Here is a 12,194-nt window from a genome sequence, read left to right on the forward strand (position 1 = left end):
TCGAAAATACCGCCCGGCCCCTTGCGCTGCCGACGCTCAAACCGGACCGATTGCCCGGGTGTTCGCGGAGTCGTCCGTACGGTCACCACTCCTCCTCGCCGAGCATCCTCGGCCCCTGGAGCGGATCTTCGCGCGGGGGCCGGTCCGGCGGATCGAACAGCACGGCGAGATGCTCGGCCCAGGCGTGCTCGGACCGCACGGGCGCCGGGGCCCCGTCCGGGCCGGCGTCCGGATCCGCGTCCCGGGGCGGATCCGCGTCCCAGGGCGGCTCCGTGCCCCAGGGCGGCTCCGTGCCCCAGGGCGGCTCCGTGCCCGCCTCCATGCCCAGGAGGTCCGCGTCCGCGGCCACCCGCTTGCGCAGGGAGACGACCGGCCCGTGCAGCGCCTCGGCACGCCCCGCCTCAAGGAGCAGCCCGTCCGCCCGCTCGTGGAACTCGGCGCAGTCCGCGTGGTCGTGTGCCCCGCTGCGCCACAGGGCGATGGGGTGCCCGGCGGCGAGCGCGGCCGCCATCGCCTTGAGCCCGTCGCCGCTGCCCACGGGACCGCAGTAGACCGGCACCGAGCCGTCGTCGGCCTCGGAGAGCCGTACCCAGGCCTGACGCGGGGACTCGCGGCGGGTACGCGCCGCGTGGGCGGCGTCCCCTCCCGCCGTGAGCACCTCGGCGCGCAGCGGTACCGCCCGCAGGGGCCCGAGACCGGCCGTCCGCCAGCGCATGTGCCACTCGGGCGCCGGCGGCCGCTTGTTGCGGGCCGCGTCCCGGATGACGACGATCCGCCGCTGACCGAGCGGCAGCGAGCGCTCGTCGAAGAGCTCGTCGTCGGGCGAGAGCCGCCAGGTGTCGAGGGGTTCGTCGAAGAGTTCGCGCGGCAACAGCGCCTCCACGGCGGCCAGATGCTCCCCGCGGTCGCCCCGGGCCAGCGCGTCCGCAAGCGGCTCGCGCAGGGTGTCCCGGAGCCGCTCGCGCTCCACTCCTTCGTCGTCCCCGTGCAGCGGCGTGATCGTGTGTCCGTCGAAGAGCAGCTTCACCCGCCAGGGGAACTTCCGGCCGTACGGAGGGGTGTCGATCTCGACCAGGACGTCCGCCCGTGCCCCGGCTTCACGGACCGGCCGGGTCCCGGTGGGACGGCCGGCCGCCAGCACGGCGGCGATCGCCTGGCGGGTGAGCAGCGGGGTCCCGGCGGCGGCGTCGGTCACCCATTCGGCCAGGTTCCGGATCGCCCGGCTCTCCCCGTGCCGCTCCCTGACGTGCCGGGCCACCTTCGCCGCGTACACGAAGACGGCGTTCAGTCCGAGGCCGGAGGCGGTCTCCTCCTCCTGGTTCGGATCGTGGAGTTCGTGGAGCAGTCCGACGCCCTCGCGCCAGGTCCGCGGGGCGACTTCGAGCACGGGGCGTAAGTCGTGGCCGACCGTCGCTCTCCGGGCCTCGTCGACGAGGTGCAGCACGTCGCCCGGCCCGGTGGGCTGGGGCAGTTCGGCGAGCCGTCCGTAGAGATGGATCCGGCGCCCGGGGTCGAGGCCGCCCTCGGCGGTGGGCGGGCGGTGGCGGAGCTGCGCCCTGGTCCAGTCGGGCGCACCGGAGGGCGAGCGGTAGCGGGCGAGGTGGTGCCGGTCGTGCTCGCGCATGACCTCGGAGAGCACCTCGCCGCCGCGCTCGCGGTAGAGCCGGCGCAGGGAGGTGATGGGGACGGCCGCACCCTCGTCCGCACCGCGTCCCTTGTTGAGGCCGATGACGACCGCGCGGTCGAGGTCGACCACGGGTCCGCCGGAGAGCCCCTCCACGGGCTGTGTCCCGCGCAGCAGGAGGGCCTCGCCGTCGACACCGTGGACCTCGCCGACGGCTTCGCGGACGCCGAGCCGGCCGGTCACCCGGGACCAGCCGTGGAGTCCGACCGGGATGGGCTCGGCGATCACGGGCCTGCGCTCACTGAGCCGTACGCAGCTGGCGTCCCTGGCGTCGGGGACGCGGACGAGCGCGAGGTCGGGGAAGTCCCACCGGTGGAGCTCCTCCTCGGGCACGGCGGGGCGCGGGCTGGCCAGGACGACCTCGCCGGTCGTCACGCCGCCGTCCCAGACGATGCCGACGGCCCGCTCGCCTTTCCACACCGCACTTCCCCCCTTTGCCACGACATGGGCGCAGGTCAGCACCCAGCCGGGGGCGATGAAGAAGCCGGTGCCCCAGTACCGGTCGCCGAGCGGGTCATACCCGTCACCGGGAGCCGCGACGCGTACCAGTGCGGGGCGCACGAGTGATTCGAAGGCGCTCATACGGCGCCATCGGCCGCCGGGCGGTGGAGCGGTCCGGTGTCGGGCGCCGGCGCGGGACCGGGCACGCGCGCGGGCGCGGATCCGGGTCCGGGTCGGGGCTCGGGTCCGGGCGCCTCGGCCGGGTCGGCGTCGAGGCCCGGGCCCGCAGGCGGTCCGGCGTCGGGGCCCGGTTCGGTCCAGGTGAGGGAGACCGATATCGAGGCCGTGCCACCGCCCTCCGCGAGGACGCTGATCACCTTGCCCGCCTGGGCGGAGAGTTCGATGCCGAAGCTGACGGCGACCTCGACCGGCGACTGCGGGTCGAGCCCGTCCCGCAGCGAGCCGACGACCCCGCGCACGACGTCGGTGAGTCCCCCGGCCATCGAGATGACCCGGTCGCCGATGCCGGTGTCCGTGAAGCCGCCGCCCCGGCCGAGTTCGTCCGGCTCGCTGATGCGGGCCCAGACAGGTGTGCCGTCGTCCAGTCGTACCCGAGCGATCCCGTGCGTCACAGCGGCCCCCCGCTCCCCGAAACGATGATGAAGAAGGCTAATCGCTGCCGCTGACAAGCGCGAGGGTCCGTCGGGAGCACGGCCTATCCTGATCGCATGTACTTCACTGACCGTGGCATCGAGGAACTGGAGAAGCGGCGCGGCGAGGAGGAGGTCTCCTTCGAGTGGCTCGCCGAGCAGCTCCGTACGTTCGTCGACCTCAACCCCGACTTCGAGGTGCCGGTCGAGCGCCTCGCGACCTGGCTGGCCCGTCTGGACGACGAGGACGAGGACGAGTGACGTCTGCCGGGGACCCCCTCCGGGGTCACCGACCGACGGTCCCGCCGGTCAGGAACGACGGTCCCGGCCGGTCACCGCGCAGCCGGTCGTAGGCGAGTCCCAGCGCGCCGTGCGCGACCAGCAGCACCCCCGCCGCCGTCCAGCCCCCGCTGCGGCGGGCGACTCCCCAGGCGAGCAGCGGCAGCCCCGCCCCGAGTTGGACCGCGCCGAGCAGCCGGGCCCTGGGGCCACGCAGGAACGGGCCGAGCGGTCCGCCCTCCACCGCGTCGAGTTCGGCGCGCACGGCGTCGCGCCAGCCGGCCCATTCGAGCTCCTCCGCACCCTGTGCCAGGGCGACGGAGCGGAGCCGGTCCGCGCTCTCCCCGGGAGTGAGTCCGGCGGGCAGGGCCAGGCCCACGCGGGCGAGGACGGCGGTCAGGCCGACGAGCCTGGCGTGCGCGTCGGCGTCCTTGTCCGGTCCGGTGAGCGGCTCCAGGGCCTGGAGATCGAGTACGGGATCGAGGGCGAGGCGGGCCGCGAAGGTGCGCATGGCCTCGTCCTCGCCGACCGGGGTGCCGTCCGCGAGCCAGGTGTAGCCGACGGTGCGGCGGAATCCGGAGGCGAGGACGAAGCCGGCCCGGTCCGCGTCCCACCAGAGCGCGAGGACGGGCCAGGTGGCGGCGGAGACGGCCAGCGCGGTGGCCCAGCCGCTGACGACCCGTTCGACGGGCTCACCGCCGTGGAGCCAGGGCTTGCCCTCCGGGACGACGACGCTCCATTCGGTTCCGGCCGGGGCGAGGAGGAGTTCTTCGCGCAGCAGCTGTGCCGGTGGGCGGACCGTCGGCGGCTCGGCGCGGCAGAGCAGCAGAGCGCCGACGGGGCTCGATCCGGATGTCGCGTTCATGGGCCCTTACGCTAGGACAATTTGTCCGCATAGGAGGTTAATTGTTCGCTCGCGTCCACACCGAACGGGGTTGACTTCCCCGTACCGCGATATATCGTGTCTACCAAGGACGCGATATGTTGCGTCACCGATACGGGAGGTCAGCACGATGACAGAGTGGTCCGTGGCCGAGCCGACGAGACTCATGCTGACCGACCCCGTGGGCCGCCTCCAGGTGCGTGTCGTCGGCGGCACGGTGAACGTGGTGGGCACCGCCGAGAGCACCGCCCGCCTGGAGGTCTCCGAGATCCAGGGCCCTCCGCTGATCGTGACCCAGGAGGGCTCCACCCTCACCGTCACCTACGAGGACCTGCACTGGCAGGGCTTCCTCAAGTGGTTCGACCGCAAGGGGCACCGCCGTCGGGCCGTCGTCTCGGTGGCCGTCCCGGCCGGCGCGGACGTCGAGGTGGGCGTGGTGAGCGCGGGCGCGGTCATCTCCGGCATCAAGGGGCGTACGGACGTCAAGGGCGTCACCGGCGACACCACGCTCGTCGGACTCTCCGGCCCGGTGCACGCGGAGAGCGTCTCCGGCTCCCTGGAGGCCCAGTCGGTCACGGGCGCGCTGAGGGTCAACACGGTGACGGGCGATCTGACGGTCATCGACGGCTCGGGATCCTCCGTGCGCGCCGACTCGGTCAGCGGGGACATGGTGATCGACCTCGACGCCGTCGACCTGGACGGCCCGCCCGCCGACATCCGGCTGACGAGCGTCTCGGGCGAGGTCGCGATCCGGATCCCGCATCCGTCGGACGCCCGGGTCGAGGCGAGCACGACGAGCGGCTCCGTCTCCAACGCCTTCGACGACCTGCGGGTCACCGGGCAGTGGGGGACCAAGACCATCACCGGCACGCTGGGCGAGGGTCGGGGCACACTCAAGGCCACCACGGTCTCCGGCTCGATCGCCCTCCTGCGCCGCCCGGACCCGGTCGGCTCCGACGACCTCGACCACGCCTCCGGAAAGGTGCTGTGACATGCCGCCCGTCTTCGCCCACGGCCGACTGCGCCTCTATCTGCTCAAGCTCCTCGACGAGGCCCCCCGCCACGGCTACGAGGTGATCAGACTCCTGGAGGAGCGCTTCCACGGGCTGTACGCCCCCTCCGCCGGCACGGTCTACCCCCGGCTCGCGAAGCTGGAGGCCGAGGGGCTGGTCACGCACGCCACGGAGGGCGGCCGCAAGGTGTACTCGATCACCGACGCGGGCCGCGCGGAGCTGGCCGGCCGCGGCGGCGAACTCGACGACCTGGAGCGGGAGATCCGCGAGTCGGTCTCCGAGCTCGCCGCCGAGATCCGCGACGACGTGCGCGGGGCGGCGGGCAAGCTGCGCAGCGAGATGCGCGCCGCGGCGAGCGAGACCCGGCAGAAGGGCTCCTCGTTCGGCGACGCCAAGGAGGAGCTGCGCCGCGCCAAGCAGGAGTGGCGGGAGCAGACCCGCCAGGCCCGCGAGGAGGCGCAGTCGGCGCGCAGACAGGCGAAGGAGTTCCAGCGGATCGCCCAGCAGGTCCAGGACCAGGTCCAGGACCGCTTCGCGCGCGGCGACTGGCCGTCGGGCGTCTGGGAGGGCATCTCGGACATCACCGCCCAGCTGGGCGGCCTGGTCACCGGCACGACGCACCCCAAGGCGTCGGGCCGTGCCTCCTCCCCGGAGGGGGCCGTCTCGGACTGGGCCGCGACGGTCGAGCCGACCGGCGAACCGGCCCGCGATCTCGACCGGCTCCTGGACCGCTTCCGCGACGACGTGCGCGACGCGGCCCGGGACCACGGGGTGACGGCGGCTCAGCTGACCGAGGCCCGCCGCCATCTGTCCACGGCTGCGGACCGGATCGCCTCCGTGCTGCGCCCCGAGCGCAAGGACGCCCAGGACGCCTAGGCCCCCCAGGGACCCCCAGGACGCCTAGGACGCCTAGGGGGACACCCCCCGGCGGGACTCCTCGGTGACCGTCACCGTCACCCGGGCCCCGGGCGCCGCCAGGACCCGGGCCCTGCCCGCGCTCTCGCGGAGCACCACCGCCTTCCCCCGGGCCGTCACCTGCCAGGCGCCCGGGGGAAGCGACAGCTCGGTGACCCGGGTGCCGCGCCGTGACGACTCGTACGCGAGGCGGTAGACGCCCGCCCCGGAGTCGTACGCGGAGGAGGTCACCGTGCCCGCGACCGCCTCCGCGTAGGGCTCGGCGGTCAGCTCCTTGTTCGTACGGAAGCCTCCGGCGCCGTCCACCGCGCAGTATCCGCCGCCGTAGCACCAGACGTAGCCGGCCCACCCGCTGCCGTACCGGCCGAGGGAGGCCATCGCCTCACGGTAGAAGCGGTTCATGTTCGGCAGCGAGTTGTTGAGCGGCCCCCACTCCCCCACGACGACCGGGACCTTGTACTCCTCGGGGTACCGGGTCACCGCCTGCTCGTACGTCTCGATCCAGCCCGCCGCCGGGTCGTAGTCGGCGCCCGCCTCCATGGCGGTGTTGTAGAAGTGCGGGGCGTAGACGACCTTCCGGTCCTCTATCCTGCCCAGGCCGGTCGGCACGCCCTCACCGACGATCGGCGTCGGTTCGACGAAGATCCAGGTGTCCCGGTCCACCGAACGGACGGCGTCCGCGAGCCGGTTGTACATCGGAGTGAGCTGCTCGCGCTCGATCCGGCGGGCGGCGGCCGGCAGGCCCTCGCCCTCGCGCAGCTCCCCCATCGGTTCGTTGATCAGGTCGTAGCCGAGAACGGCCGGGTGGTCCTCGAAGCGGTCGGCGAGCACGCGCCACATCGCCGCCTGGGCCCGCCGCAGGTCCTCGTCCTCGTAGAGATGGGTGAAGGCGCGCTGCACGGCCGGCTCGAAGTACTCGGCGAACCAGTCGTCCGGGTGCGGGGTGAAGGGCAGACCGTCCGTCCTCGTCGCCCAGGCGGGCACGCCCCGGTGGCCGAAGGCGGGCCCGAAGACGTCCTGGTGGGCGTCGATGAGGACATGGACGTCGTACTTCTCCGCCCAGTCCAGCACCCGCTCGATCTTCCGCAGGTAGGCCTGGCTGTAGCGGCCGCGCTCCGGCTCCAGGTCGTCCCAGAAGACGAGCAGCCGGGCGAAGTTGAAGCCCTTGGCCCGCATGTCCCTGAAGTGCCGCTCGGTGATGGCACCGAGGGCCTGGTCACCGCGGTTCGCCTTGTCCTCGACGTTCCAGCCGCGCAGGGTGAGGGCGCGGCCGCGGTCGTCGGTGACGGCGGGTATGCCGGCCGTGGTGGTTCCGGGGTCGGCGCGGGCGGCCGTGGGGGCCAGGAGAGCGGCGGCAACGGCACCGACGGCAAGGGCCGTTCGCAACGGTCGTGATGTTCGTGACGTTCGGGACGTTCGTGACAACGGAACCTCCGGCACGGGGCGCTCGTGGTGAGCGCGGTGCCGGAGATCCCATCAGCAGATCTGACGATCCATCAAGACGTTGTCAGGACGATCTTCCCGAAGAGCTCGCCCGAGGCCATCTTCTCGAAGCCCTCGCGCGCCCGGTCCAGGGGCAGCACCTCGTCGATCACCGGCCGGACGCCCGTGGCGGCGCAGAACGACAGGAGGTCCTCCAGCTCGTCCTTGGTGCCCATGGTCGAGCCGACGACCTTCAGCTCCAGGAAGAAGATCCGGGTCAGCTCGGCGTGCGAGGGGCGGTCGCCGCTCGTGGCGCCCGAGATCACCAGGCTGCCGCCGGGGCGCAGCGACTTGACCGAGTGCGACCAGGTGGCGGCGCCGACGGTCTCGATGACGGCGTCCACCCGCTTCGGCAGCCGCGCGCCCGGCTCGTACGCCTCGACGGCGCCGAGCTCGACGGCCCGCTTCCGCTTGGCCTCGTCCCGGCTGGTGGCGAAGACCCGCAGGCCGGCGGCCTTGCCCAGCACGATGGCGGCGGTGGCGACCCCGCCGCCGGCGCCCTGGACGAGGATCGAGTCGCCGGGGCGCACGCCCGCATTGGTGAAGAGCATGCGGTACGCGGTGAGCCAGGCGGTCGGCAGGCAGGCGGCCTCCTCGAAGGAGAGCTCCTTGGGCTTGGGGAGCACGTTCCAGGCCGGCACGGTGACGCGCTCGGCGAAGGTGCCCTGGTAGCGCTCGGTCAGGATCGAGCGGGGCTCGTCGGGGCCGACCCCGTGGCCGGACTGGCCGATCACGGAGTGCAGGACGACCTCGTTGCCGTTCTCGTCGATGCCCGCGGCGTCGCAGCCGAGGATCATCGGCAGCTTCTCCTCGGGCAGCCCGACCCCGCGCAGCGACCAGAGGTCGTGGTGGTTGAGCGAGGCGGCCTTGACGGTGACGGTGGTCCACCCGGGACGCACCTCGGGCTCGGGCCGTTCCCCCAGCTCAAGGCCGTTCAGGGGCTGGTCGCGGTCGATTCGGGCGGCGTAGGCAGCGAACATGGGCCGAGCGTAGGGTCCCCCACCCGCGCGGCGGAACCACGCAGGGCTGTGACACACGCATCAGCGCGTGACGGCCGGTGACCCCGTACAGCCGCCCGTCGTGGAGCTGTGAGGCGCCTCGGCGGCCCCCCGCGCACCATGCGGGCCGTGAGGCCGGCCGGGCCGTGAGGCGCCTCGGCGGGCCCGCACACGGCGAAGGGCCGCCCCGGGGTCGGGACGGCCCTACGCGGTGCACCGGACGCGTCAGCGGCGCGCCACGCCCTCGGCGCGGGCGGCGGCGGCGACGGCGGCCGCGACGGCCGGGGCGACGCGCTCGTCGAACGGCGACGGGATCACGCACTCGGCGGAGAGCTCGTCGGCGACCACACCGGCGATCGCGTCGGCGGCGGCGATCTTCATGCCCTCGGTGATCCGGGAGGCGCGGACCTGGAGGGCGCCCGCGAAGATGCCCGGGAAGGCGAGCACGTTGTTGATCTGGTTCGGGTAGTCCGAACGACCGGTCGCCACGACGGCCGCGTACTTGTGCGCGACGTCGGGGTGGACCTCCGGGTTCGGGTTGGCCATGGCGAACACGAACGCGTTCGGCGCCATGGACGCGACCGCGGCCTCGGGGACCGTACCGCCAGACACACCGATGAAGACGTCCGCGCCGGCCAGGGCGGTCTCCAGGGAGCCGGAGAGACCGGCCTTGTTGGTGATCTCCGCGAGCTCGCGCTTGACCGGGGTCAGGTCGTCCCGGTCCAGGCTGACGATGCCCTTGCGGTCCGCGACGGCCACGTCGCCGAGCCCCGCCTCGAGCAGGAACTTGGCGATGGCGACACCCGCCGCACCGGCGCCGGAGATGACTCCGCGCAGGTCACCGAGGGTACGGCCGGTCAGCTTCGCCGCATTGCGGAGCGCGGCGAGGGTGACGACGGCGGTGCCGTGCTGGTCGTCGTGGAAGACGGGGATGTCCAGGCGCTCCTGGAGCTTGCGCTCGATCTCGAAGCACCGCGGCGCCGAGATGTCCTCCAGGTTCACTCCACCGAAGGACGGGGCGAGCCTGACGACGGTCTCCACGATCTCGTCGGTGTCCGTGGTCGCGAGCGCGATCGGCACCGCGTCCACGCCGCCGAACTGCTTGAAGAGGATCGCTTTCCCCTCCATGACCGGAAGCGAGGCCTCCGGGCCGATGTCGCCGAGTCCGAGCACCGCCGTACCGTCGGTCACGACCGCGACGACCTGGGACTTCCAGGTGTAGTCGTGGACCAGTTCCGGCTGCTCGGCAATCGCGGTGCACACCTTGGCGACGCCGGGCGTGTACGCGAGGGACAGGTCGTCCTTGTCGCGGAGCGGCACCGTGGCCGAGATGGCCATCTTGCCGCCGCGGTGCAGCGCGAAGGCCGGATCGAAGGGCTCCTGAGCCCCATCCGTACCGCTCTCGCTGCGAGGATTGACGATCTCCGCTGCCATTGGGTTGACCCCTTAAGTCTTCTTCATTTGAGGGTGGCCACTCCTGGTTGAGGAGGGGTGGGCGGGTCCCGCGGTCGCCGTGTCTGGCAACCGCGCGGGCGCGCCGCACAACGCGCCCTGAGCCCCGGATGAGGGGTGTAAGGATCCTTCTTACCGGACGTACATCACCGTAGACGAGTCCAATACGGAGCGGTGATGTGGCTCATACAGCCGTATTGGCACCTTGCGCACACCAGGCGCGTCGGCCGATGTCCGGATACGTTCGGACGTAGACCGAATCGTGGTATTCGTGTCGTCCGAATGGCGAGATCAACCGGAGATTTTCCGGCGGTAACAAGAAATCTCGGGAGAAGGTCCGGCCTTGATGTACCGGCCTGTCGGGATTCGGGGGTCACCCGTTATCCGATTTTGACATGCGAGGCCGTCCGATTCGGGCAGTCCGAATGGCAAGATGCGCGTAATCACACGAGGTCGCGACACCCGAAGGTGCGTGCGCGGCCTAAGGCAACTCCCTCACACGCCGGAGGAACCCGACCATGACCGCACGCTCCACGCGCTGTACGACCGCCAAGACCCGCACCTCCCGTCTTGCCGCGGTCGCCGCCATCGCGGTCGCCGGCTCGATGCTGCTGACCGCCTGCGGCGACCAGACCGAGGGCGGCTCGACCCCCGAGGGCGGCACGTCCAGCGGCGCCGCCAGCAACGCGCCCCTCTTCTCGAAGCTGCCCGCCGACATCCAGAAGTCCGGTGTCGTGAAGGTCGGCACGGACGCCTCCTACGCCCCGATGGAGTACACCGAGGGCGGCAAGATCGTCGGTGTCGACCCCGACATCGCCGAGGCGCTCTCCAAGCAGCTGGGTGTGAAGTTCGCGTTCACCTCCGGCACCTTCGACGGCCTGATCACCTCGCTGGAGACCGGCCGCCAGGACCTGATCATGTCCTCGATGACGGACAACAAGAAGCGTCAGGAGGGCCTGGACGACAGCGGGAAGAAGATCGGCAAGGGCATCGACTTCGTCGACTACTTCAGCTCCGGCGTCTCGCTCCTCGTGAAGAAGGGCAACCCGCAGGGGATCAACTCCCTCGACGACCTGTGCGGCAAGACGGTCGCCGTCCAGCGCGGCACCATCTACGAGGACACCTTCAAGGCGCAGGCCGAGAAGTGCGGCGCGAACAAGCTCACCATCCAGGCGTTCGACACCGACGCCGAGGCCCAGACCCGCGTCAAGGCCGGCGGCGCCGTCGCCGACCTGAACGACTACCCGGTCGCCGCGTACATCGCGAAGACCTCGGGCGGCGGCAACGACTTCGAGGTCGTCGGCAGCCAGAGCGACGTCGGCCTCTTCGGCATCGGCGTCTCCAAGGACGACACGCAGCTGCGTGACGCCGTCAAGGAAGCTCTCGACGCGATCATCAAGGACGGCTCGTACGAGAAGGTCCTGGAGAAGTGGGATGTCACCGACAGCGCCGTCAAGCAGGCCACCGTCAACGCCGGCCAGTGATCACCACGCTCCGCTGAAGGGCAGTCATCGTGACTGACAAGATCGACAAGGGTCCGGCCGACAGTCCGGTCGGGCCCGGCGCCTCGGGTACTCCCTACGAGGCGATCAAGGCAATCCCCGTGAGGCACGTCGGCCGCTGGATCAGCGCCGTCGTCGTCGTCGCGCTGCTCGGCTGGCTCGTCTACGCCTTCTCCCAGGGCAACGTCATCTGGGACACGGTCTGGGACAAGCTGTTCGACCCCTCGGTCCTCGAGGGCCTCGGGAACACGATCATCATCAGCGTCGCCTCCATGGCGCTGGGCCTCGTCCTCGGCGTCGTCTTCGCCGTGATGCGGCTCTCGAAGAACCCGGTGACCGGCGCGGTCGCCTGGCTCTACATCTGGTTCTTCCGCGGCACGCCGGTCTACGTCCAGCTGCTGGTCTGGTTCAACCTGTCGCTGATCTTCGAGTACATCAACCTCGGACCGATCTACAAGAACGAGACCGTCGACGTCATGACGCCGTTCATGGTCGCGCTCCTGGGCCTCGGCCTGAACGAGGGCGCGTACATGGCGGAGATCGTCCGGGCCGGCATCCAGTCGGTCGACGAGGGCCAGACCGAGGCGGCGCACGCGCTCGGCATGTCCCAGACGAAGACCATGCGCCGGATCGTTCTTCCGCAGGCGATGCGGGTGATCGTGCCGCCGACGGGCAACGAGTTCATCAACCTGCTGAAGACCTCGTCGCTGGTCTCGGCGGTGCAGTACACGGAGCTCCTGAGGGCCTCCTCGAACATCGGCAGCACGGCCGGTGCCGTCATGGAGATGCTCTTCGTGGCCTCCATCTGGTACCTGGCGCTGACCAGCGTGTTCAGCGTGGGCCAGTACTACCTGGAGCGGCACTTCTCCCGCGGGTCTCTGCGGTCCCTGCCGCC

Annotated in this window: 11 protein-coding genes; 5 read left to right on the top strand and 6 right to left on the bottom strand. The window is 71.6% G+C overall.

The features are described from left to right. Positions 1–82: 82 nt before the first annotated feature. Together ACFVGW_RS24095 and ACFVGW_RS24100 are read right to left on the bottom strand one after the other, a co-directional pair. Complete coding sequence (locus tag ACFVGW_RS24095) at positions 83–2,266, bottom strand: trypsin-like peptidase domain-containing protein (protein WP_385853417.1); 2,184 nt, start codon at positions 2,264–2,266, stop codon at positions 83–85. After that, the gene (locus ACFVGW_RS24100) at positions 2,263–2,757 is read right to left on the bottom strand and encodes a CU044_2847 family protein (protein WP_385853418.1); all 495 of its coding nucleotides are present in this window, start codon (positions 2,755–2,757) and stop codon (positions 2,263–2,265) included. The genes ACFVGW_RS24095 and ACFVGW_RS24100 overlap by 4 nt, the downstream gene beginning before the upstream one ends. Before the next feature lie 96 nt (positions 2,758–2,853). Between ACFVGW_RS24100 and ACFVGW_RS24105 the strand changes: the two genes are divergently transcribed. Beyond that, a complete protein-coding gene (locus ACFVGW_RS24105; RefSeq protein WP_037695221.1) occupies positions 2,854–3,036 on the top strand; it encodes a DUF6104 family protein in 183 nt (60 codons plus the stop codon). Positions 3,037–3,061: 25 nt separating this feature from the next. Here the strand turns inward: ACFVGW_RS24105 and ACFVGW_RS24110 are convergent, their stop codons facing one another. Further along, entirely contained in the window at positions 3,062–3,919 is an 858-nt protein-coding gene (locus ACFVGW_RS24110; RefSeq protein WP_385853419.1) for a hypothetical protein, read from the bottom strand. Positions 3,920–4,067: 148 nt separating this feature from the next. On the opposite strand from ACFVGW_RS24110, the gene ACFVGW_RS24115 reads away from it, so the two are divergent. Both ACFVGW_RS24115 and ACFVGW_RS24120 read left to right on the top strand, forming a co-directional pair. After that, positions 4,068–4,928 carry a DUF4097 family beta strand repeat-containing protein gene (locus ACFVGW_RS24115; RefSeq protein ID WP_352189056.1) on the top strand — a complete coding sequence of 287 codons (861 nt, stop codon included), beginning with the start codon at positions 4,068–4,070 and terminating at the stop codon, positions 4,926–4,928. A 1-nt stretch (position 4,929) separates the two neighbouring features. Beyond that, positions 4,930–5,826, top strand: a complete 897-nt coding sequence (locus tag ACFVGW_RS24120; protein WP_385853420.1) for a helix-turn-helix transcriptional regulator — start codon at positions 4,930–4,932, stop codon at positions 5,824–5,826. 33 nt (positions 5,827–5,859) lie between these two features. Here the strand turns inward: ACFVGW_RS24120 and ACFVGW_RS24125 are convergent, their stop codons facing one another. From ACFVGW_RS24125 to ACFVGW_RS24135, 3 genes are all read right to left on the bottom strand, one after another. Further along, positions 5,860–7,251 (bottom strand): cellulase family glycosylhydrolase, encoded by a 1,392-nt coding sequence (locus ACFVGW_RS24125; protein WP_385853421.1) that lies wholly within the window; start codon positions 7,249–7,251, stop codon positions 5,860–5,862. A gap of 110 nt (positions 7,252–7,361) precedes the next feature. Next, a complete protein-coding gene (locus ACFVGW_RS24130) occupies positions 7,362–8,327 on the bottom strand; it encodes a zinc-binding dehydrogenase (protein WP_352189058.1) in 966 nt (321 codons plus the stop codon). Positions 8,328–8,570: 243 nt separating this feature from the next. Then, a complete protein-coding gene (locus tag ACFVGW_RS24135) occupies positions 8,571–9,779 on the bottom strand; it encodes an NADP-dependent malic enzyme (protein ID WP_352189059.1) in 1,209 nt (402 codons plus the stop codon). A 536-nt stretch (positions 9,780–10,315) separates the two neighbouring features. On the opposite strand from ACFVGW_RS24135, the gene ACFVGW_RS24140 reads away from it, so the two are divergent. Further along, positions 10,316–11,281 (top strand): ABC transporter substrate-binding protein, encoded by a 966-nt coding sequence (locus ACFVGW_RS24140; RefSeq protein WP_385853422.1) that lies wholly within the window; start codon positions 10,316–10,318, stop codon positions 11,279–11,281. A 29-nt stretch (positions 11,282–11,310) separates the two neighbouring features. After that, on the top strand, positions 11,311–12,194 hold an 884-nt coding region (locus ACFVGW_RS24145; RefSeq protein WP_385853423.1), incomplete at its 3' end, for an amino acid ABC transporter permease.

Origin of the sequence: Streptomyces sp. NPDC127129, from assembly GCF_042671585.1 — a bacterium.
Taxonomy (GTDB): Bacteria; Actinomycetota; Actinomycetes; order Streptomycetales; family Streptomycetaceae; genus Streptomyces.

Excerpts from the sequence above, each read along its gene's own strand:
- ACFVGW_RS24095 (WP_385853417.1), bottom strand. The coding sequence starts at position 2,266 with ATGAGCGCCTTCGAATCACTCGTGCGCCCCGCACTGGTACGCGTCGCG.
- ACFVGW_RS24105 (WP_037695221.1), top strand. The coding sequence starts at position 2,854 with ATGTACTTCACTGACCGTGGCATCGAGGAACTGGAGAAGCGGCGCGGC.
- ACFVGW_RS24110 (WP_385853419.1), bottom strand. The coding sequence starts at position 3,919 with ATGAACGCGACATCCGGATCGAGCCCCGTCGGCGCTCTGCTGCTCTGC.
- ACFVGW_RS24115 (WP_352189056.1), top strand. The coding sequence starts at position 4,068 with ATGACAGAGTGGTCCGTGGCCGAGCCGACGAGACTCATGCTGACCGAC.
- ACFVGW_RS24120 (WP_385853420.1), top strand. The coding sequence starts at position 4,930 with ATGCCGCCCGTCTTCGCCCACGGCCGACTGCGCCTCTATCTGCTCAAG.
- ACFVGW_RS24130 (WP_352189058.1), bottom strand. The coding sequence starts at position 8,327 with ATGTTCGCTGCCTACGCCGCCCGAATCGACCGCGACCAGCCCCTGAAC.
- ACFVGW_RS24135 (WP_352189059.1), bottom strand. The coding sequence starts at position 9,779 with ATGGCAGCGGAGATCGTCAATCCTCGCAGCGAGAGCGGTACGGATGGG.
- ACFVGW_RS24140 (WP_385853422.1), top strand. The coding sequence starts at position 10,316 with ATGACCGCACGCTCCACGCGCTGTACGACCGCCAAGACCCGCACCTCC.